Here is a 20,795-nt window from a genome sequence, read left to right on the forward strand (position 1 = left end):
GAGGATGTCGGGGTGAACCCCCGCCTTGTGGCGGGATCCCACGCGACCCGGTCGCATGCCGACCGACAGGCCGGGGCGCCTCCAGACTCCGCCGAGCCAGGGGCTTCGCTGATGCTCGTGGATGGCCATCATCTCCTCTACCGGGCCCACTTCGGGTTTCCCCGGAGGGTGACCGCGCCCAGCGGGGAGGACCTGACCGGCCTGTTCGGGTTCGTCGCCCTGCTGCGCAAGGCCCACCGCGAGCACTGTCCGGGCCAGGAGATGTTCGTCGTCTTCGACGCCGAGGACGGCGCCGCCGACCGCACTGAGAACGTGCCTGGCTACAAGGCAGCCCGGTCAGGCGCCGACCACAGCCCTGTCGTCCACCTGCCCGCGGTCAAGCAGGCCCTGGACGCGGCCGGGGTGCGGTGGCTGGAGCAGCCCGGCTGCGAAGGGGATGACGTCCTCGCCACCCTGGCCAAGCTCGCCGTCGTCACCGGCCGGGAGGTGCTCGTGTTCTCCGGTGACCGCGACCTGTACGGGCTGCTGGACGGGCAGCGGGTGCGGGTCCTCAACACCCAGCTTCCTACCGGGCGTCAGCTGGTGACGGCTGCGGACGTGGCCGACCGCTTCGGTGTCCATCCGGTGCAGTGGCCGGACTTCCGGGCGCTGACCGGGGACGCTTCCGACGGCATCCCTGGGGTCGCCGGCGTCGGTCCGGTGACCGCCAGGCAGCTCCTCGCCGGCGGGCGCCGCCTGGAGGACCTGCCCGAGACCGCGTCCGGGCGGTCCGGGACGGGGCTGGCTCGGGCCCGCGCGCAGTGGCAGGAGGTCTTGGCCTGGCGGGAGGCACTCCGTCTGAATGCGCACGTCCCGGTTCCTGACGACCTGCTCACCGGCTGGCCCACCCCAGAGCTGGTGCCGGCAGGCCAACTGCTGACGGAGGCCGGCCTGTGGTGACGCTGCCCGGCCCCCGGCCTTCTGCCCGCGGGAAGGCGCCCGCGCTCGGGCCAGGGTTCAGGCTGTACCTGAGCGGGGAGTCCGCCGGGCTGGTGGGGACATCGGTGCACCTGGTGGCCCTGCCCACGCTCGCCGTCCTCGAACTGGACGCGACGGCAGGGCAGGCCGCCCTGCTCGCCTCCCTGGCCCACCTGCCCACCTTCCTCCTCGCCCTCCCGGCCGGCGGCATCGTCGACCGGTACACCACCCGGGCCCTGCTGGTGGGAACCGACCTGGTCGGCGCCGCCGTCGTCACCGTGGTCCCCGTGGCGGCGCTGGCAGGGGTGCTGTCGATGCCCGTGCTGTACGGGGTCGCGCTGGTCCTGGGTGCGGTGAGCGTGCTGCACCAGGCGGCGGCCATCGCCATCGTTCCGCAGCTGGTCGAACCGGCCCTGCTACACCGGGCCAACGCCAAGGTCGGGGCCGCGTTCGGGGCCGCGGACACCGCCGGAACGTACCTGGGCACCCTGGTCGTCGCCGTCGTCGGCGCGGCCAAGGCCTTCTGGCTGGACGCTCTCTCGTATCTGGTGTCCGCCTGGTGCGCGGCCCGGATTCCGGAGCCAGGCCGGCCGGTGCCGGCCGAGGGAAGGCCCAGACGGCGGTTCGCCGGGGAAATCTGGGAGGGCCTCGCCTACACCGCGCGGACTCCGCTGGTGAGGGACCTTGTCCTCGCCCTGACCCTGACCGGTGTCGGCGTCGGTGTCACCGGCGCGCTGTTCGCGTACTACCTGCTGACCACCCTGGAGGCGGGTCCGACCGGGTTGGGCGTCGTGATGGGCGTCTCTGGCGTGGGCGTGCTCGCCGGCGCTCTGGTGGCCCCGCGGATCGTGGCCCGCTTCGGCCCCGGCCCCACCCTGCTCGCCGGATTCGCGACATGCCCCGTGGCGGGCGTGCCCCTGTTGATCGCCGGGCCCGGCCCCGTCTGGCTGGCGGTCCTCGCCGCGGCCGGAGGTCTCCAGCTCGCAGCCGCAGCGGTGGCGGGTACCACCCAGAGGTCGGTGCGCCAGCAGATCTGCCCGCCCGGGTTGCAGGCGCGGGCACAGCAGACCTCGACCTGGCTGGTCTCCGGGAGCAAGCCGTTCGCGGCCCTGGCCGGCGGCGCTGTGGCCACCGCGTACGGGGCGCGTACCGCGCTGGTCGTCGGGACGGTGGTGCTGGTCTTGCCGGTGGCCGTGTTGTGGCGCTCCCCTGTCAGCCGCCTGACCGCGATGCCGGTGCCCGCTCCGCCCTCCGGCGACTCCGCCCTCGTCGGCCGTGACCGCCCGCCCGCCGACGCCGCCGGAGCAGACCCGCACCCGTGAGCGTCGCCGCCTCTTCACTCCGCCTTCTCTCCGAACTGTGAGGCCCTCTTGCCGCCCACCCGCTCGCACATCCACGATCTTGTCACCGCCTATCTGGAACGACACCCGGCCGAAGCGCCGCTGCTGGCACCCCTGTTGCAGGCATTGGACGACGGCGGGGACCTCACGAGCCGCTCCACCCTGCCCGGGCACGTGACGTGCAGCGCGGTCGTGGTCGACCGCCACCGCCGTGTCCTGCACATCCGGCACAACGCCACGGGCAAGCTGCTGGCACCCGGCGGACACGTCGAGGCCGACGATCGCTCGCTTCTAGAGGCGGCGCTGCGCGAGGTCCACGAGGAGGCCGGCATCCCGCCCGGCGCCCTCTGCGCCACCGCCGCGTACGGCGGCCTGCCCTTCGACATCGACGTCCACGACATCGACGCCAACCCGTCCAAGGCCGAAGGCGCGCACCAGCACTACGACTTCCGCTTCGTCCTCATGCTCGCCGACGACGACGTGGAGATCTCGGTGCAGCGCGAGGAGGTCTCGGCCGCCACATGGCTCGCCTTCGACCAAGTCACGTCCCCGATTCTGCGGGCGAAGCTCTGCGCCTCCGGGCTCGACGGCCGCATCGAGCCGGTCAACGCCTCGGCCTTGATCGACGACGGGCACGGCCGATACCTGCTCCACCTGCGCGATGACCTGCCCGGCATCTGGGAACCGGGAGCCTGGTCCCTGCTCGGCGGAGGCCGCGAGCCGGACGACACCTCGCTCGAAGACACCATCCGCCGCGAACTGCGCGAGGAAGCCGGACTCGAGCCGGGCGTCCTGGAGCCCTTCGCCGTCGAGCTCGCCACCGGCACCGATGGCCTGACCGTACCGCTCCAGATCTTCACCACTCGGTGGAACGGCGACCCGGCAGGCCTAACGCTCACCGAGGGCGTGATGCTCGCCTGGTTCCACCCCGACGCCATGCCCCGTCTCCGGCTGAGCCCCTCCACCCTGGATCTCGTACGCCAGCACGCCGAGCACTCGGCCCGCAGCAAGGCGGTGGCTTCCCTCCCTGAAGGCGTCGGGCCGAAGGCCGGTAGCACCAGCGTTCCGCACATCGTCGGCGTCCACCTCTATCTGGAGCGCGACGGCCAGGTGCTGCTCGGCCTGCGGCACCCCGATGCCGCGTACGCCGGCGGCACCCATCATTTCCTCGCCGGGCACTGCGAGCAGGAATCCGCCGTGGCCTGTCTGGTGCGGGAGGCGAAGGAGGAGGCCGGCCTGCTGATCGAACCGCGGGACGTCGAGTTGGCGCACGTGGTGCACATGGTGGACAAGCCCGGCGCGCAGCCCCGTATCGGGTTCGTCTTCCGTGCGCGGCGGTGGACGGGGACGCCGGAGGTCTTGGAGCCGGACCGGTGCGTCTCCTGGGGCTGGTGGCCCGCCGATGCCCTCCCCGAGCCGATCGTCCCCTACACCCGGGCCGCGATCGAAGGCATCCGGTCCGGACGTCCCTACACCGAACTCGGCTGGGTCTGACCGCCCCGCACCCCGCCCGCCGTCCCTGACTACACGTAAGGAGTCGTACGTGCTCGATCCCCTCGTGTCGCCCGCCCGCACCGAAACCGCCCCTGATGAGAGAACGGAGGCCGCGCGGGCGGAGATGGTCGCCGGGCTGGAATCCGCCGGCCACCTCCGGCCGGGCCCGGTCCGTGAGGCCTTCCTGGCTGTGCGGCGGGAGGTGCTGATGCCGCAGGCGTACGTGCGGCGCAGCAAGCCGGACGAGACTCCGCCGCGCTGGGACCTGCTCGACTGGGGCTTGCCTGCGGACCGGGAGGAGTTGCTCGGGCTGCTGTACGGCGGGGAGAGCGTGCTGATCCAGCACGACGGCGAGCCGATACTGGGCCGGGTGCCGGGCCCGCGGTCGGGCGGGTCGATGACGGCGATGTCCAGCACGGTCGGCATGACCGTCGCCCGCCTCCAGCATCTCGACCTGCGTCCGGGCCAGCGGGTCCTGGACATCGGGACCGGCGCGGGGGTGACCGCAGCCGTTGCGTGCCTGATCGCGGGGGATGCCGGGGTGGTCACCATGGACCGGGATGCGCACGTCACCGCCGCCGCCCGCGAGCGGCTGGCTGAGCTCGGTCACCGGCCGACGGTAGAGACGGGGGACGGGCAGGGCGGCTGGCTTCCAGGGGCCGACTACGACCGGATCTTCGTGTCGTACTCCGTCACCCGGGTGCCGGAGGCCTGGCCGCAGCAGCTGGCCGCCGGCGGGCTCGCGCTGGCGAGCCTGTCGACGTCTTCGCCGTCCTGGCCGGGCCTGGCCGTCATCACCAAGACCGCCGCCGGACGGACGCGGGTTCGCCTGGAGGCGGTGAAGCTCGGGCACCGCGCCGGCCACGGCTGGAGTCAGATCTTCCTCAACGCCCGCTTCCGGGAACGGATCGATGCCGCGGACGGCGGGAGCCCCCGCACCACCCGCACGGGTCCGCCTTCGGACGAGGCGCGGGGGATGTGGCTGGCCCTGGACCACCTGCATTCCGGCCTCGTACGGAATTGGGCCGCCGACCACCTGGTCATCGGTGCGCCCGACTGCGGCTCCTGGGTCACCGCACGCCCGGACAGCGCGGAAGCCTGGACGGTCACGGTCTGCGGGCCCCGCGACATCTGGGCGGAGATCCAGGACACCGCCACCCGCTGGCAGGCCGCCGGATCCCCGTCCTCCTACCAGCTGCGCCTCGAACCGGACGGGACCCAGTGGGTCAGTTCCGGAACCGGGCCGACCGAGTTGTCCTGGCCACTGTCCGCCGCCCCGAATCCGGCGACAACCGTCCCGTCGCAAGCACCCGAACCCAGCCTGTCACCGGAGGAGACCACCCCATGAGCTCGCCCACTCCCGCTGTCATCACACCCCGGTCCGGCGCCTGCCAGTGCGGCAAGATCCAGTTCACGGTCGCCGGAGAGCCCGACTACCCTCACACCTGCAGTTGCCGGGACTGCCAGAGGCTGTCGGGGGCACCGATGATGTCGTGGGTGTCCTTCCCGCTCGACGGCCTGGCATGGTGCGGCGGCGAGCCGTCTTGGCACTACACGTGGCCGGACTCCAAGCGTGGCTTCTGCCCGAGCTGCGGCAGCCAGGTCTGCGCCCTCGACGACGGGGCCACCAGCATCGCGGTCACCTTCTCCGCGCTGGGCAACCCGCCCGACCTGGTTCCGGTCAACCAGAGCTTCCCCGAGACCGCTGTGCCCTGGCTGCCCCAGGTCCCCGACACCCGCGACCGCCCCCACAGCTGAACGCCACAGCCCTGAGACACCGTTCACGCCCGCACCACGCGATCGGAGACACGTGACCCTGTTCGACTCGGTCGACTACCACTACGCCCGTTACCGCCCCAGGCTGCCCGACAAGGTCGTCCAGCTTCTGGTCCAGGAACTGGACGGGGTGAATGCGCCCACGCTGCTGGAGCTCGGAGCCGGCACCGGACAGGTCGCCCTCTACATGCTCCCCGCCTTGCCTCCCACCGCCCACCTGGACCTCGTGGACCAGGAGCAGGACATGCTCCGCACCGCGCTCGACGAGCTCCAACCGCACCTGGGCGGGCGCACCGCCACGGGGCACGTCATCCCGGCAGAAGAGTTCGCCCCCGCCCAGCCCGCGTACCAGGCCGATCTGATCACCTGCTGCCGGGCCTTCCACTGGATGGACCGCCCCGCGGTGCTGGCCATGGCCGACCGGGTGGCGGCGCCGCAGGCCGTCGTCGCGGTCATGGGAGACGGCAGCCTGTGGACCCTGCCGAGTGGACGGCCGCGCTCAAGGACCTGATCCAGTCCCACCTCGGAGAGGACCGCCGCGCCGGCACCACCGGCGCCTACCGCGAGCCCGGCCGCCACTACGAAGACGACCTGGCCGACTCCGCGTTCAGCGACATCACCGAGCACCGCATCCCCTTCACCCGCGCCTGGACTCCCCCCGATGTCCTCGGCTACCCGGCACACGGTGCCGGCGCAGCACGCTTCTCGTCCGCGATCCGTTGCTGGTCCCGGTGCAGGGCGTCTGCTCGGGCCTCGGGGGTGACGGTCTCGCCGAGGGTGATTGCCGTCGCACCGGTGACTGGGGTCAGCGAGTAGCGGAGGGGAGATCGGCTGGACTGCGTCGGCAGGTGCAGGCGGGCGACGCCCGCCGGGAGCTGGGCACGCATCGCTCCATGCCAGCGGATCCAGAGTGCAGGGCGTCCGCGGAGAGCCTCGTCACGGAGCTTGTCGATGGCGGTGCTGGCGTCCGCGCGGTCAATCTCCACGGCGATCGGAGGACCGTCCTCGCGGATCAGACGAAGGTCCAGGTAGGCGGACCAAGAAGGCGACCAGTAGGAAACGCATCCCCCACCCATCAGGCGAGGCGGATCGATGTAGCGCATCGGCGCCTCAGATCTGACCCGCCAGCCTGACTCATGAGCCCACTCGGCTACCGCGCGGGTGATGCGCTGGGTTGCCTCCTTGCCGGTCAAGCCGGTGAAGGAGAAGCGAGTGTCGGACAGGTACGCACGTAAGGCAGCGGCGAGGCTCTCGGATTCGCCTGCTGCCGTCGGTTCGAGGCCATCCGCTGATTCTCTGCCTGGGCACTGACAACGGCCTGGACCCGGCTGCCGCCCAGCTGGAACGTGCGCGATACCGGCGGGGAAGGCACCACGGCATGACGTGGACCTTGTCCGAACCGATGCTGACCGTGGCCGTGGACAGTCCTCTTCTGCCTCCAGGGTGGGCAGCGGAGCCGAAGCTATCGAGGCCGCAGCCGGGCGGCTGCCGGACGCGACCGCGATCGACTGCGTTATGTGACCTGTGGGGGTGTCTCAGCCCCAAGGTGTCTCAGGCGGCGCAGCTCCCGTAGCCGAGACGTGACGGGCGTCGCGGCCACGTGCCGCAGCGGCCGCTCAGAGGTGGCCGTCCAGAAACTTCCGTACCTCGGTGATGGTCATAGGCCCCGTGCCGTGCGCCACCGCCTCTCCCTCCTTCAGCAGGACGTAGGACGGGGCTCCGGTGATCCCGTATCGCTCGGTTGCGGCCGGACAACGCGTGATGTCGGCGCGGACGGCCGTCAGGCGGCCTGCGTACTCGTCGGCGATGCCACCCACGACGAGGTCCATCACCCGGCAGGGCTCGATTGCCTTGGGCCATGTCCCGGTGAAGTATGCGAGGACCGGAACTCCGCTCATCCCGAGGATGAAATCGAACTCCGCGTCCTCACGGGGTCGGTGAACCCGCTTCGCCATGGAAGCTCCTGACTTCACGTTCCGTCATTACATCCCCATCATCCCCCGCTCTGTGTGCCAGGCCGGCCCGGTCGGTCGTCCGGTTGACCTGCCGGAAGGGAGGCACGGGGCCGTCGCAGAACCACGGTGGTCCTCTGCGCGAGCGGCCCGGCCCCCCGTCCCTGGCGACCCGGCCTGGCCGCCCCGCCGGTCACCCAGCTGCAGCCCGCCGCGCGCCCGTGGGTCAGCTCGTGCAGGGCAGCGCCTTCCACGGCGACATGAAAGCCGTTTTCCAGGGCATAGCGGCCCAGATCGCCAACCAGATGCTCGATGAGCGGGCCGGTGCGCATCGTCAACCGGATCCAGTCGAGCCGTATCCGCCACCGCGCTTCTCAGAGACAGCGCCCTGGCTTCCCGAGGCCTTGTCTGGTCTTCACATCAACCCCCTGTCTCAGCTGGCTCATACCGCTCTTCCCCGGGCCGCATGAGCCAGCTGATGCCACCGAGAACGAGGCGCGATTCCTGGACCGCTCGCGGACGCGGTCGTGGACGGTCGAAGTACGCGTCAGCTGACCCGAAGACCGACCGCCAGCGTCAGTTCAAGGACCCGGTGCGGCGATGCGAGATCCGGAAACAGCTCCCGCAGCTGCGACATCCGGTACCGGACTGTCTGGGGATGGACGAACAACGCCGCCGCCACCTCGTCCCGCCTGCCCTGGTGCAGCAGCCACGCCCGCAACGTCTCCTCCAGCCGCCGTGCGGTCGCGACGGGCAAGTTCCGCAACGGTGCGAGGGCTCGGGCACGCAGGTCTGCGAACGCGCCCACGTCGGCGCTCAGCACCAGCTCGGGCAGGTGGTCCTCGGTGTCGCGAATATCAGAGGAGAGGGAGCGCGCGCGTACGGCTCGTGCGTACGAGGCGGACGCACGAGTCCATGGCCGGGCCGGGCCGACCACGGCGGTGCGGTCGGTTAGCTGCCGCAAGAGATGTGACCGGTCGGCATCGGGGACGAGCAGCACACCGGTGGCATCCGGCAGATCGTCGAGGACGAGGGTGCTCGGGTCGAGCGCGCGGTAGGCAGGCCGGGCCTGGGCGGCGGGCAGCAGGACCGCGGTCAGCGAAACCGGAGGCTGCCACCCGGCCCGTTGAACAGAGGCCAGCAGCACGTCCGGGCTCGCGCCGGCGAGGAGGTCGCGGGCCAGGTGTTCCAGGTGGCGCTCGTGGGCCCTGCCCCGGGCGGCCAGTTCGTCGGCGTGGCCCGCGGCGCTCGCGGCAGAGAGCTCGTCGATGTAGGCGAAGGTCAGCTCGGCGAACTTGGCGACCTCGGCGGCGGGCAGACCTGCGGGTACGGCACCCGCTGCCAGACATCGCCAGGCCACACGGGCGCCGACGCGGTAAGCGCTGAGTAGGGCGTCCATCGAACGGCCGTCGCGCACCTCGCCGCGGCCCAGCTCGTAGGCTGCGTCACCGGCATCGCCGCCCGTGGCGTTCCCGCTCGCGAGATCCAGGTAGTGACCCAGGGCGGTGCGGACGGCTCGGCGGATCGTGCCGCCCATGCGGCCCGAAAGGGCGTTGGCGTAGGAAGGGACCTCGTCGATGATCGCCTGGACGACCTCGTCGGCGGTGGCCTTCAGCGCGGCCCGAAGTGCGGTGACCGTCGTCTCATCCAGGGCCAGTTCGCTGGCCCTCCGGATTGCATGGCTCACGTTTTGTTCCCTGCGAACAATTCAGCCGACCAGATTTACGTCCTGCGGTCAGGACTTTACGCCGTGAGGCGCAGCAAGCTGGAGTCATGACGAGTGCAGCCCTCCGCAGCAGGGCGTGGAAACTGCTGGAAATGGTCACGACGCCGCTGCTGCCGTCGGACTACCTCGACCTGTTCAGCCCGCTGCGTGCGGGCGCTGACCTGCGTGGGCGCATCGAGGCCGTGCACCCCGAGACGGGTGACGCCGCGACTGTCGTGATCAGGCCGGGACGGGGCTGGCGCGGCCACACAGCCGGCCAGTACGTGCGGATCGGGGTCGACGTCGACGGGATGCGCCTGTGGCGTGCCTACTCCATCACCTCGCCGACAAACCGCCAGGACGGCCGCGTCACGATCACCGTGAAGGCGATCCCGGACGGCAAGGTCAGCAACCACCTGGTCCGCAAGGCGAAACCGGGCACGCTGATCCAGCTCGACCAGCCGACCGGTGACTTCGTGCTGCCGCAGGCCAAGCCCGCCAAGGTGCTCTACCTGACGGCCGGCAGCGGCATCACGCCCGTGATGGGCATGCTGCGCGACACCGAGTTCGACGACGTCGTCATGGTCCACTGCGCGCCACAGCCGCACGACGTGATCTTCCGCAACGAACTGCACGACCTGGTCGCGGACAAGAAGCTGCGTCTCACCGAGCTGCACACCGACACGGACGGCATGCTCGACATCGCCCGTCTCGACGAACTCGTGCCCGACTGGGCCGAGCGCGAGACCTGGGCTTGCGGGCCCGCGGGGCTGCTCGACGCCGCCGAAGAGCACTGGACCGAGCACGGCGTCCAAGAGCGCCTGCACACCGAACGCTTCCGCCCCAGCATCGTCGCCGCCGGCGACGGCGGCGAGGTCACGTTCAGCACCACCGGCAAGACCGTCGACGCGGACGGCGCCACGCCGTTGCTGGACATCGGCGAGGAGGCCGGCGTGCTCATGCCCTCCGGGTGCCGCATGGGCATCTGCTTCGGCTGCGTCACGCCGCTCAAGGCAGGCGCCGTCCGCGACCTGCGCACCGGCGAGATCACCGAGGCCGAGCCGGGCGTCCTCATCCAGACCTGCGTGTCCGCCGCGGCGGGCCCCTGCGACATCGAACGGTAGGAGCAACTTGACCGCCATCGACCCCACCGCCCACCTGACCGCGAAGCAGATCGAGGAGCTCGGCCGCGAGCTGGACGCGATCCGCGACGAGGTGATCGCCAGCCGCGGCGAGAAAGACGCCGCCTACATCCGTAAGGTCATCTCGGCGCAGCGCAAGCTCGAGCTGGTCAGCAGGGGCGTGCTGCTGTTCTCGATCTTCCCGCCCGCGTGGCTGATCGGCACCGTCGGTCTGTCCGTGGCGAAGATCATGGACAACATGGAGATCGGCCATAACATCCTGCACGGCCAGTGGGACTGGATGCGGGACCCGAAGATCCACTCAGCCACCTGGGAATGGGATCACGTCTCGCCGGCCGACCAGTGGAAGCACTCGCACAACGAGCTGCACCACACGTACACCAACGTGATCGGCAAGGACAACGACCTCGGCTACGGCATCATGCGCGTCGACGAGGACCAGAAGTGGCACCCGTTCCACCTCGGCCAGCCGCTGTGGAACTTCATCAACGCCTGCTTCTTCGAGTACGGCATCGCAGCGTACGACCTGGAACTCGGCAAGAACCTGCACAAGCGCCGCCGCAAGAACCCGGAGTTCCGCGCGCGGGCCAAGGCCGTGGGCCGCAAGATCCGCAGGCAGGTGCTCAAGGACTACGTGATCCACCCGCTGCTGTCGGGCCCGTCGTTCCTCACCACGCTCGCCGCCACGTTCACCGCGAACCTGGTCCGCAACATCTGGTCCCACTCGGTGATCATGTGCGGGCACTTCCCCGAGGGCGTGCAGGTCTTCGAGCGCCGGTCGATCAAGGGCGAGACGCGCGGCCAGTGGTACCTGCGCCAGATGATGGGCTCGGCGAACATCAGCGGCAGCAAGGCCATGCACTTCATGACCGGCAACCTGTCGCACCAGATCGAGCACCACCTGTTCCCGGACCTGCCGAGCAACCGGTACGCCGAGGTCGCGGTGAAGGTGCGCGGGCTGTTCGAGAAGTACGAGCTGGAATACGTCACCGGCCCGCTGCCCAAGCAGGTGTTCTCCGCGTGGCGCAAGGTCTTCCGGCTCTCACTGCCGAACAAGAAGCCCAAGGTCAAAACGCCGGACCGCGAGCAGGAGCTCGTCGCCGCCTACTGAGGTTGAACTCGCGGTGTCGTAAGGGCTGACGGGCCGTGGTCCGCTGCGGGATCACCCGGGCATGCGGTATCCACAAGGGGGCGGGTTGGCCGCCGAACGGCAGCAGTTCCGCGAAGGGTTACGGCTTGAGGCAGCCGAACGGTTCGCGCGGGGTGAGGCAAGCTCGGTGATCGCCAAGGACCTGCGGGTGAGTGTCCGCTCGGTGCAGCGGTGGCGGCAGGTGTGGGAGGAGGTGGTCCGCGGGCTCTGCGGTCGCAGGGGTCGGCGTCGCTGCCGAGGCTGAGTGAGGCACAGTTCGCGCAGTTGGAGGCGGAGCTGGTCAAGGGGCCGGCCGCGCACGGCTGGGAGGACCAACGCTGGACCCTGGCGCGGATCAAGACGGTGATCGGCCGGCGTTTCCACCTGACCTACACGATCCAGGGCGTGCGCAAGCTGCTGGTACGCAACGGCTGGTCCTGCCAGGTCCCGGCCCGGCGCGCGATGGAGCGGGACGACGACGCCGTCACGGGGTGGGTCAAGGAGGTGTGGCCCTGCGCGGAAGACTCACGGCGGCCCGTGGAGCCTGGCTCGTCTTCGAGGACGAAGCCGGCTTCTCCATGACGCCGCCGCAGCCCAAGACCTGGTCACCAGGTGGCCGGACCCAGGTGGTGCGGGTCCGCGGCCGCTCCCGCAGACGGATATCCATCGCCGCACTGACCTGCTACAAACCCGGCCACCGCTCAAGGCTGATCTACCGTCCTCGCCGGGACGACGGCCGGCGCGACGGACGCAAGAGCTTCTCCTGGCGCGACTACCGGGACCTGCTGATCGCCGCACACCAGCAGCTCGGCGGCCCGATCGTACTCGTCTGGGACAACCTCAACGTCCACAAAGCCGCCGACCTGCGGAAGTACGCCGAAGTCCGGGACTGGCTGACCATCCACTACCTGCCGCCCTACGCACCCGACCTCAACCCCGTCGAAGGAATCTGGTCCCTTCTGCGACGCGGCTGGATCTCCAACGTCGCCTTCTCCACCCCCGAACATCTCATCCAGCACATCCGCCGCGGTCTATGGCACATCCATTACCGCAGCGACCTCATCGACGGCTGCCTTGCCGAGACCGGCCTGACCATCAGACCACCTGAACAACGGCACGCGACACCACGAGTTCAACCTCAGTAACTACTCCCGCGGCCGCCGCCCCCGGATCGTGTTCATCGAGCCCGCTGAAAGGCAGATCCGCATCCTCACCACCGCGCAAACGCCCGCCTCGACACGGCCCTGAACGAAATCGCAGCCGACCCTGACGCCGTCAAGGCGCACGCGATGGCCTCAGCGCTGCGCGACTACCAACACGACGGCCTTCGAGTGGTGTTCTACGCGACCGCCCTCGGCAGCATCCTGATCATCACGTACGTCGAAGTCGACTGAGCCGACGACTGCATCGTCCGTACCGTCACCCGCGGTCTCCTCTAGCCCACGCCACCAGCACCCTCACGGTCCTCGCGATCGCGTACGCCAGACCTAAGGCCGTCCGTAAATGATCTCTGACTCGTGAGGGACGCGGTCGGTGACCTGTCCAGCCGCTCCCCTAATTGGCGAGGTTGAGATTGTGCAGGCGGGTGATGCCGAGCATGGCGTGGTGGACGCCGTCGCACTTGAGGCGGCAGTCGCGGAGGATCTTTTAGGTCTTCGTGCCGGCGAAGACGTGCTCGGCGCGGGCGTGGACCTGTGGGACTTGTTGCGGGCGTGTTTCCAGTCGGGGCAGGTCTTCACCTTTGCGGCGACGGTGGGGCATCACGAGCCCAGTGAGCCTTTTCTAACTTGCCTCAGCTGCTGCGCAGTTGACCTGACAACGTGGTGAAGCCCCTGGTAGATGGGTTTTCGATGAAGAGAAGTGTGTCCACCAGAGGCTTCACGTGCTTGTCTACCCCTCGGGCGTCGACGTGTCCAGCTCTGCCCTGCGAAGCGCGGCGGCGCCGTCGGGCCATCGGCTCACGCTGGCGGCGGAAATGTCACTTGTAGGGCGGCATGTTGTTGGTCGGGTCTCCGGGACTCCAGTCCATGTGGGCCACGAGGACGGTCAGGAGGAGTACCACCGCGATCAGGATGAGCACCCCCACCCAGAAACTGTCCGCAGGTCCCGGACGGTGCGGATCCGGTGAGCTGTCCGGCCGGTCACCGCCACCCTCATCAGCACGGTCCCCGGCGTCACTGTACCCATCGGGTGCCACGGCCCCTCCTTCGATAAGGCCATGGCACCGCACCGCAAGGCAGGCGTCAAGACCGCCCGCAGCGTCAGGTTCCTGGGGCAAACAGGGGCGTGACCACCAGCGGGGCAGGCCGGTTCAACGCGTTTGACCACCAGTGCTGCAACCGCTGGTAGTCGACCCCGAGCCGATCAGCCAAATTCTCATCAACATTTGGAGGCCCAGCAGCAACCAGCTGTTCCCAGCTCCCACCGACAAGTGCTCTTCGTTCTGGGTTCTGGCACACATTCCGTGAGGACGATCACCGGGGTTCTGCCACGGTGACGTCGCGTCATCTGGGACCGTGGTGCGGTGTGATGACCTCATGGCGGTGCTGTTTCCTCACTTCAGCGCGGTTCTGGTGGAGCGGGTTTTCACAGAGTGCAGTGTGGTGCACATCGTTACGAGAACCCGTGATGACGCCGCTTTGTGCCCGGACTGTGAGCTTCCATCGAGCCACGTGCACAGCTGCTACGACCGGACGGCGTTTGGGTCCTGCGCGGCGGCACGGCTGACGGCGCCCGCCCGCTGTCAGGCGTCGGTGACTGGGGGCCTGCTGCTGCTGCGGCGTCGGCGGATGCTCACCGCGGTTGCGGCGGCGAGGGGAAGACAGAACAGGACAGGTCCGGTGAAGACGCCCCATCCCCAGACGGCCATGCCGAGTGCGGTGAAGGGCAGGGCCGCGAGGAGGACGGCGGGTGCCGTGCGCAGCCGGGCGAACGCGGGGCGTCCGGCCAGGACCAGTCCGGCTGCTGCCGGTACGGCGAAGCGGAGGGCGTCGGCTGCCTCCGGCAGGGGGCCCAGGGTCAGCACGCCGGTCAGGAGCGCCGTCCACACCAGCACGGCGGCCAGTCCGGCCGCCGTCCGGACTGGCGGCTGCGGGCGCATGTCGGCCGGGCAGAGCAGGGCCGCCAGTGCGGCGAGGAACAGCGGTGTCCTCACGAAGAACATGAGCTCGAGGCCTCCGCCGAGCCTGTACAGGTCGATGACCGCGGTCGCCGCGCAGCCCGCCGTCACGGTCCAGACGCCTGCGGTCCAGCGGCCACTCAGGGCGGTCGCGGCGCCCAGCACCATGACGAAGTGGGTCGCCGCCAGCATGATGAACGGGATGGCGAGTTCTGCAGGCAGGGTGGGTGCCGTAACGGCAGGCAGCATCATCCCGGTCCACCAGATCGCGCTCGCCCCGACGGCCGCGATGGCGAACGGGGCTACCGCCGCGAGGAGCCGCCCGGAGCGCCGGGCCGAGCCGATCCCGAGCCGCATGCGCAGGGCGTGCCCGGTGACGTCCAGGGCCTCCCGGATCCGGGCGGCCCGGCCCACTTCGCGCGTGGCCTCGCGGTGGGCCATGGCGATCTCGTCGCCGAACTCCCGGCGGAATCCGGCCGGGTAGAGCCTCAGCAGCGCGGTCACGCCGTCACCGTCCCCTTCGCGAAGCCGGCCGGGCCGGGTGCGGCCTTCGCGCCGAGTCCGAGGCGCCGGGTGGCCTCCTGGGCGGTGCGGGCGATCCGGGCCGCCTCGGCGGCCAGGACCTCGCGCCCCTGTGGCGCCAGCGCGTAGCTGCGCCGCCTGCGGCCGTCGACCACCTCTTCCTCGTGGACGGCGATGAGCTGCTGGTCGAGGAGCCGTTCGAGGGCCCCGTACAGCGTTCCGGTACGCATCTTCATGCGGCCTTCCGAGATCTTCTCGACCTCCTGGGCGATCGCGTACCCGTGCCGTGGGGCGTCGGCGATCGCGGTGAGGATGAGGAGAGTCGGTTCGCGTAGGGCTTGGGTGTCCACGCAAGCCACTATAGATCGGTAGCCGACATATGTCGATGGCCGACCTGTATGGGATCGCGTGACGCCTTTCCTCCTGACGGTCTTGGTTTGGGGAAAAATAACGGGCCGGGGTCAATAGGCCTCCGCCAACTAAAGTCGCAGGTCAAAGGACTGGCTTGACCGGTTCTCCGGGTACTCGTGCCGGTCGTGGGCGGTTGCCCGAGGAGTAGATCGTCCGTCAGCGGTCGGCTCGCCGTTTCTGCTCGCTGTTACGTCGTTATGTTCGCGGTGACCTGCGGGTCCTGGACACGATCGTCGACCTGGCTTCGCTCGGCGCGAACGACGGCGGCGCCAGGTCGCGGACGGCCGTCACGATCATCGCCGCGCCGGCCATGGGCCGGGCGGAACGCCAGAACCTGCTGCGGGAGGCGTTGGTGCACATGGCCTGCGAGTTCGGGTACGTCGACGCGGAAGTAGATCTGCTGGATCAGCGAGCGGTCGAAGGGCAGCGGAGCTCCCGCGGAGTCGGCGCCCTCTGCGTGCAGGACTGGAATGGAATCCGCCCAGTGGCGCAGAGTCTCGCTGAGGTAGCAGGTGTGCGGGTGCCGGCGAGTCGCCAGAGGTGTCAGGGCGGGGAAAAGATAGTCGGCTTCGGCGGGCGGCAGGCTCACCTGCAGCTGGTCGCGGCGCTTGCGCCGCGTGCATGTTCTCCCAGAACCTGATCCGGATACCGGAACTCGTGAACAGAACCACCAGCGTGGCGGCTGGTCGCTCGCGTACGAACCCATGCAAGGTGGCGGCATCCTTGAGAGGGAGAGCGCATGGGGCAGGAGTCACCGCCAAGTACAGGTGCGCCCAATGGGAATGACCGCCCCGGCCGGTCTCGCGGAAACCGCCTACAGAACTGGCAAACTCTGCTGGCTGCCGTGGTGACTGCAGCCGCAGCGATCATCGGCATCGTGCTCACAAACCGCTCTGACGACTCAGAACCGTCGCCGAACCCGAAGGTCGAGACCACCGCCGAGAGGCGGCAGGAGGCATTCATCACCAAGGCGTGGTCGGGCCCGCATCCCAAACTGCCCCCACCGGCTGTGATGGTGCACCTCGAAGGCGGGTTCAGAAACCTCGAGCCTGGAACAGCCGTAGTCGGCCGCCTGGGACCCGAGATGGCAAGAGACAAGGTCGAAGAAGAACCCACCCAAGGAGAACGGTGGGTAATCGCCAACGCCGTCCTGGACAGAGCCCGCAGCACGTGGAAGGTGGATCTCCGGCTGCGGCGTCCAGCAAAGAGGATCCTTTACCAAGTCGGCACCGCCTCAGAAGATCTGTGGGAGGGGTGCACGGCAGAAAGGGAGTGCCTTTCAAGCCCGCATGAAAACAGCTCAGACGATGGCACAACACAGACCCCATCGCCGGACCGGGACGAAATGAAAGCGTCGGTAGAAGGGTTCACCCCGACGACTCCCCTCACCGACGCCAAGACCGGACAGAAGTATTCGTCACCTCCCAGCCAGGAGTGAAGGGTCCGTTTTGTCGCGCGGGGTCAGCGGGGTGGGAGGGGCGTTCCTGTCGTCGCAGTCATGCACCAGGTGTAATTGGCGCTGGACGCCGACCGTGCGTGCCCCTTTTCGGGTTACCGGTCTCGTCGATCACCAGTACCGCCTGCTGTGTGCGTGGTACGGCTGTCGCCCGGCTTCACAAAGTGATCGGCGGTGGAAAGGCTCGGGTCCAGTCGGCCACCGGCAAACGGCAACCGGCAACCGGTCCATGGCCGCGGAATGGGTGGGCCGACGAGGTGCACACCGGCGAGGATCTTGCCGTCGTAGAAGACCCAACCGAGGCAATGGGGCGCAGTCGTTCTCCTACCTGCGCTCCTGCCAGTGGGTCTGCGCGTGGGCGCCGGTGAGCAGAGAGGCAGCGGCGCACAGGCATCGGGGTCATCGCCGGGTGGCTTCGTGGGGAACATCGCGCGCATGGCGTCGAGATCGAGTTCCAGCGTGGTGCACTGCTCTTCCTTGGCGTGTCCAGTTCCTCTCGCAGAGCAGCAGCAAGACGGCCTGCCGACTGTGGTGTCCCAGACGACGAGTTCGCCGTCGAGGACCAGGCCGTCCGGCAGCTGCTCGGCGGCCGAGACCAAGTCGGGGAACCGGTCCTGGACGAGGGAGCCGCGCCTGGTCTGCAGGAGCAGCCGCCCGCCTGGGCCGGCGGAGGTGAAGAGGATCGCGCGGCGGCCGTCGAACTTCTGCTCCGCCGCGAGGCCGCTCGCCGGGACGCCGGAGCCGGGGACGTACTCGGCGGCCTGGGCGAGCATCGGCTCGAAGGGCGGGGTGAGAACCACTCGGGGATGGCCTCCTTACCGCCGCTCCGGGCCTGGCACCCGACAGCCTCCCCCGGCCAGGCATGTATGGCGCGTGGATACGGCCAGAGGGCCCAGCCCTGCCGAGTCAGGCTCCGGGGTGGGTCGACTTCTGCTGTGTGACTCCACAAGCCGGGCCCGGCACTCCTGGCAGAGGGGGTTCTCTGGGGGGACCTGTGGTGCACGACGGGTGCATATGAGTCGATGCAGCTCAGCGTCAGTGCGGGCCAGCGTAGCGAAGGTCCCGGTGCACCACCCGGTACAACGACGCCAGCGAAGGCACTTGGCCCCGGTCTGCTTCAGATGCCGGTGCAGCACCGCCACGTTCCCGCCCGCCTGCCAGCACTTCCCACGCATTGTCGGACAACTCCAGCCGGGCCCGGCGCCTGCGCTCCACACGGCCCTCGGTCCGCGCCGGCTCCAGCCACCGCCCCACCGACCTGCGCGCCCGCACACACTTGGGCCGTCGTCAACGCTCCGGCCGCATCGAGCTCCAGCAGCCGCGCCCCCAGCACCGGTCTGGACACCCTCGGCCCCGCCGTGACCTCACCCCACACGCCCGGCTCGCCCACCCCACGCCCTTCGCCCGGCGGACACTGACACCCACCACGGTGCAGTCGCGCAGCCGTCGAAAGGATCAGAAGTACCGTTCCCGAGACAGTGAAGCGGATTGGGGTGTACCGCCCCATGACAGCCGCGACGGCACCAGACACCGCCCTATGTCAGTGACTCCCCATACTCAACACCCCACGAGCAGCGAAACCGCCCTGGCCTGACATACCGTCACTGACACCCACCCACTGACACCAAACCGGCACATCGCACGGCCGGGCTCAGTTGGTGTGGGCGGGGCACGAGTCAGGGAGGGGGCTGGCTGGCCAGAGGGTGTCAGGGAAGGCGGCGTCGTCGGAGTCGGTGTCAGGCATGAGGGTGGTGAGCATCTGCTGGGCGGTCTTCGCGTTGTCGGTGGAGCGGGGCAGCATGACGCTTTCGTAGGCGTCGAGGGCCTCGTCGATGGTGGAGTGGCCAATGACGGCTTGGGCGAGGTTGGCACCGTCGAGCAGGGCGAGGTTGGCACCGACGCCGACAGGTGGCATCAGGTGGGCAGCGTCGCCGAGCAGGGTGATGCCGGGGACACGATGCCAGGAGTGGGGAACGGGAAGGACGAACATGGGCCGGTTGATGAAACCGCCCTCGTTGTCGCGCAGGATGTCCAGCAGGCGCTCGTGCCAGCCCTGGTACTGGGCGAGCAGGCGCGCGCGTACTGCTTCGGTGTCGGCCAGGTCGAGGCCGGCGTGCCAGTCCTGGGGGCCGCGGAAGGTGATGTAGGCGCGGACGTGTCCGTTGCTGTTGCGCTGCAGCACCAGGCTGCGGCGGCCCGCCTTGGCCGACATGGTGCCGCGACCGACCAGGTGGGCGATGCCGGGGTGACGGTGGTCGACGTCCTCGAAGCGGGCTTCCACCATCGTGACACCGGCGTAGGAGGGTTGGGCGTCGGAGAGCGCGGGGCGTACTCGGGACCAGGCGCCATCGGCGCCGATGACCAGGTCGAAGTCCTCGCCAGGGCGGTCGTGGCGGTGCAGGCGGGCGGTGCCGTGAGGTAGCGGGGTGACGGCCCTTACGGAGTGACCCCAGCGGACCGTGCCGGGGGCGAGGGAGTCCAGGAGAAGCGTGCGCAGCTGGCCGCGGTCGATCTCGGGCCTGCTCAGATCGTCCTCGCCGGCCTGGTCGTGGCGTATCAGGGTCGCGTGGCGGTCGTACAGGCGCCACTCCTGGCCTTCGGGCCGGGACAGAGCGAGGAACTGGTCGAACAGTCCGGCTGCGCGCAGGGCTGCCTGGCCGGTGTCTTCATCGATGTCGAGAGTGCCGCCCTGCGAGCGGGAGTGGGGGGCGGTCTCACGCTCTAAGACCGTGACCGGCACGCCGTGTTGCTGCAGGACGCGCGCGCAGACGAGGCCGCCAAGACCGGCGCCGGCGATCGCGATGCGAGGGATGGTGGACATGAGGGTCACGCTCCGTTCGATGGTTCAAGAGAGTGCTGGTGCCTTGTGGGGACGCCCTGTTTCGGGCATGGCAGATCAGTCGTCCCGGTGTGGGGACGCGCCCCCGTCCCGGCAGCTGGGTGCCGGTCAGGTGTACTCGCACACCGAAGCACAGCAGCTCCAAAAGTACAACTGCTCCGATTTGCTATCCGATAGCATTTTCGATCGAATCGCCACAAGGAGGTAAGGTGGGGGCATGGCCGAAACAACGACAGGGCGCCGCGAACGCAAGAAGGCCCAGACAAGGCAGGCCCTGGCAGATGCCGCAGTGCGGCTGTTCACCGAGCACGGCTTCGACAACATCGGTGTACGCGAAGTGGCGGAGGCGGCCGACGTCTCGCTGAGCACGCTCTTCAAGCACTTCCCCAGCAAGGAAGCTCTCGTCTTCGACCTGGACGCGGACGTCGAGAGCGCCCTGGTCGCCGCCATTCACGACCGAGCCCCCGGTCAGTCCGTGCTGCACGCCCTGCGCGACCACATGGTGCACACCCGTACCGCCGTGCGGACCGACGACCCCACTTTCATCCTCGTCGAATCCACCCCCGCACTGCGGGACTACGCCCGGCTCATGTGGTCGCGCCACGAGAACACACTGGCCGCCACCCTCGCCGAGGCCACCGGGCTCACCCCGGAAGACCCCACCGTCACCGCCCTGGCACGCTTCACCCTGGAAGCCCCCAGCATCGCCCGGGCAAGCAAAGACCCGGCACGGACCATGCTCGACTTGTTCGCCCTGCTGGAACACGGCTGGGCCACCACCCCCCTGGCACGACAGGAAGTCCACCCCAGTCGGAACGGGTGACCGCGACCAGATACCGCATCAGCCCCACGACGACTTAGAAGTGATCTCATTTGGCGGCTTGGGTAGGCTGCCGGTCGTGGCGGGGATTGTTGAGCGGCTGGTGCCGGATGAGTTGTGGGAGCTGTTCCAGC

18 protein-coding genes and 2 pseudogenes are annotated in these 20,795 nt (G+C 69.3%); 12 read left to right on the forward strand and 8 right to left on the reverse strand.

The window, feature by feature from the left end:
- Positions 1–117: 117 nt before the first annotated feature.
- The 7 genes from ACZ5VC_RS31105 to ACZ5VC_RS31135 are packed head-to-tail and all read left to right on the forward strand — an operon-like array spanning position 118 to position 6,383.
- A complete protein-coding gene (locus ACZ5VC_RS31105; RefSeq protein ID WP_469123311.1) occupies positions 118–939 on the forward strand; it encodes a 5'-3' exonuclease in 822 nt (273 codons plus the stop codon).
- Positions 936–2,279 (forward strand): MFS transporter, encoded by a 1,344-nt coding sequence (locus ACZ5VC_RS31110; RefSeq protein ID WP_469123330.1) that lies wholly within the window; start codon positions 936–938, stop codon positions 2,277–2,279. The genes ACZ5VC_RS31105 and ACZ5VC_RS31110 overlap by 4 nt, the downstream gene beginning before the upstream one ends.
- 48 nt (positions 2,280–2,327) lie before the next feature.
- Positions 2,328–3,791, forward strand: coding sequence for an NUDIX domain-containing protein (locus ACZ5VC_RS31115; protein WP_469123312.1), 1,464 nt, complete (start codon positions 2,328–2,330; stop codon positions 3,789–3,791).
- A 49-nt stretch (positions 3,792–3,840) separates the two neighbouring features.
- Entirely contained in the window at positions 3,841–5,139 is a 1,299-nt protein-coding gene (locus ACZ5VC_RS31120) for a protein-L-isoaspartate O-methyltransferase family protein (RefSeq protein WP_469123313.1), read from the forward strand.
- Positions 5,136–5,549, forward strand: a complete 414-nt coding sequence (locus ACZ5VC_RS31125; protein WP_469123314.1) for a GFA family protein — start codon at positions 5,136–5,138, stop codon at positions 5,547–5,549. Before ACZ5VC_RS31120 ends, ACZ5VC_RS31125 begins: the two co-directional genes overlap by 4 nt.
- 52 nt (positions 5,550–5,601) lie before the next feature.
- Positions 5,602–6,078: a class I SAM-dependent methyltransferase gene (locus ACZ5VC_RS31130; RefSeq protein WP_469123315.1), complete on the forward strand. Its 477-nt coding sequence runs from the start codon at positions 5,602–5,604 to the stop codon at positions 6,076–6,078.
- Positions 6,039–6,383, forward strand: a complete 345-nt coding sequence (locus ACZ5VC_RS31135) for a hypothetical protein (RefSeq protein WP_469123316.1) — start codon at positions 6,039–6,041, stop codon at positions 6,381–6,383. Before ACZ5VC_RS31130 ends, ACZ5VC_RS31135 begins: the two co-directional genes overlap by 40 nt.
- A gap of 800 nt (positions 6,384–7,183) precedes the next feature.
- Here the strand turns inward: ACZ5VC_RS31135 and ACZ5VC_RS31140 are convergent.
- Positions 7,184–7,522: a thioredoxin family protein gene (locus ACZ5VC_RS31140; RefSeq protein WP_468714921.1), complete on the reverse strand. Its 339-nt coding sequence runs from the start codon at positions 7,520–7,522 to the stop codon at positions 7,184–7,186.
- 544 nt (positions 7,523–8,066) lie between these two features.
- Complete coding sequence (locus ACZ5VC_RS31145) at positions 8,067–9,206, reverse strand: PucR family transcriptional regulator (RefSeq protein ID WP_469123317.1); 1,140 nt, start codon at positions 9,204–9,206, stop codon at positions 8,067–8,069.
- An 86-nt stretch (positions 9,207–9,292) separates the two neighbouring features.
- Here ACZ5VC_RS31145 and ACZ5VC_RS31150 point away from each other — a divergent pair, with 86 nt between their 5' ends.
- The 3 genes and pseudogenes from ACZ5VC_RS31150 to ACZ5VC_RS31160 all read left to right on the forward strand — a co-directional run bounded on the left by ACZ5VC_RS31150 (position 9,293) and on the right by ACZ5VC_RS31160 (position 12,640).
- Positions 9,293–10,348, forward strand: a complete 1,056-nt coding sequence (locus ACZ5VC_RS31150) for a ferredoxin reductase (protein ID WP_469123318.1) — start codon at positions 9,293–9,295, stop codon at positions 10,346–10,348.
- Between the two features lie 7 nt (positions 10,349–10,355).
- On the forward strand, positions 10,356–11,477 hold the full coding sequence (locus ACZ5VC_RS31155; RefSeq protein ID WP_469123319.1) for a fatty acid desaturase family protein: 1,122 nt from the start codon (positions 10,356–10,358) through the stop codon (positions 11,475–11,477).
- Between the two features lie 61 nt (positions 11,478–11,538).
- A pseudogene (locus ACZ5VC_RS31160) lies at positions 11,539–12,640 on the forward strand (IS630 family transposase).
- 409 nt (positions 12,641–13,049) lie between these two features.
- On the opposite strand, the pseudogene ACZ5VC_RS31165 reads toward ACZ5VC_RS31160, so the two are convergent.
- The 4 genes and pseudogenes from ACZ5VC_RS31165 to ACZ5VC_RS31180 all read right to left on the reverse strand — a co-directional run.
- Positions 13,050–13,268 (reverse strand): annotated as a pseudogene (locus tag ACZ5VC_RS31165) (IS5/IS1182 family transposase); the annotation flags it as partial.
- Between the two features lie 970 nt (positions 13,269–14,238).
- Positions 14,239–15,117 carry a hypothetical protein gene (locus tag ACZ5VC_RS31170; protein WP_469123320.1) on the reverse strand — a complete coding sequence of 293 codons (879 nt, stop codon included), beginning with the start codon at positions 15,115–15,117 and terminating at the stop codon, positions 14,239–14,241.
- Positions 15,114–15,485: a PadR family transcriptional regulator gene (locus tag ACZ5VC_RS31175; protein WP_469123321.1), complete on the reverse strand. Its 372-nt coding sequence runs from the start codon at positions 15,483–15,485 to the stop codon at positions 15,114–15,116. Before ACZ5VC_RS31175 ends, ACZ5VC_RS31170 begins: the two co-directional genes overlap by 4 nt.
- A 248-nt stretch (positions 15,486–15,733) precedes the next feature.
- Positions 15,734–16,252, reverse strand: coding sequence for a hypothetical protein (locus ACZ5VC_RS31180; protein WP_469123322.1), 519 nt, complete (start codon positions 16,250–16,252; stop codon positions 15,734–15,736).
- Positions 16,253–16,390: 138 nt separating this feature from the next.
- Here ACZ5VC_RS31180 and ACZ5VC_RS31185 point away from each other — a divergent pair, with 138 nt between their 5' ends.
- On the forward strand, positions 16,391–16,984 hold the full coding sequence (locus ACZ5VC_RS31185; RefSeq protein WP_469123323.1) for a hypothetical protein: 594 nt from the start codon (positions 16,391–16,393) through the stop codon (positions 16,982–16,984).
- Positions 16,985–17,097: 113 nt separating this feature from the next.
- On the opposite strand, the gene ACZ5VC_RS31190 is transcribed toward ACZ5VC_RS31185, so the two are convergent.
- Positions 17,098–17,802: an ATP-dependent DNA ligase gene (locus ACZ5VC_RS31190; protein WP_469123324.1), complete on the reverse strand. Its 705-nt coding sequence runs from the start codon at positions 17,800–17,802 to the stop codon at positions 17,098–17,100.
- 851 nt (positions 17,803–18,653) lie between these two features.
- Complete coding sequence (locus ACZ5VC_RS31195) at positions 18,654–19,823, reverse strand: FAD-dependent oxidoreductase (protein WP_469123325.1); 1,170 nt, start codon at positions 19,821–19,823, stop codon at positions 18,654–18,656.
- A gap of 235 nt (positions 19,824–20,058) precedes the next feature.
- Here ACZ5VC_RS31195 and ACZ5VC_RS31200 point away from each other — a divergent pair, with 235 nt between their 5' ends.
- Positions 20,059–20,664: a TetR/AcrR family transcriptional regulator gene (locus tag ACZ5VC_RS31200; protein WP_469123326.1), complete on the forward strand. Its 606-nt coding sequence runs from the start codon at positions 20,059–20,061 to the stop codon at positions 20,662–20,664.
- Positions 20,665–20,795 lie beyond the last annotated feature (131 nt).

It is taken from the genome of Streptomyces sp. NPDC033174 (genome assembly GCF_055577795.1).

What these genes read in the sequence shown, in the direction of transcription:
- ACZ5VC_RS31125 (WP_469123314.1), top strand. Translation starts at nt 5,136, where the DNA reads ATGAGCTCGCCCACTCCCGCTGTCATCACACCCCGGTCCGGCGCCTGC.
- ACZ5VC_RS31150 (WP_469123318.1), top strand. Translation starts at nt 9,293, where the DNA reads ATGACGAGTGCAGCCCTCCGCAGCAGGGCGTGGAAACTGCTGGAAATG.
- ACZ5VC_RS31140 (WP_468714921.1), bottom strand. Translation starts at nt 7,522, where the DNA reads ATGGCGAAGCGGGTTCACCGACCCCGTGAGGACGCGGAGTTCGATTTC.
- ACZ5VC_RS31200 (WP_469123326.1), top strand. Translation starts at nt 20,059, where the DNA reads ATGGCCGAAACAACGACAGGGCGCCGCGAACGCAAGAAGGCCCAGACA.
- ACZ5VC_RS31195 (WP_469123325.1), bottom strand. Translation starts at nt 19,823, where the DNA reads ATGTCCACCATCCCTCGCATCGCGATCGCCGGCGCCGGTCTTGGCGGC.
- ACZ5VC_RS31180 (WP_469123322.1), bottom strand. Translation starts at nt 16,252, where the DNA reads ATGGGTTCGTACGCGAGCGACCAGCCGCCACGCTGGTGGTTCTGTTCA.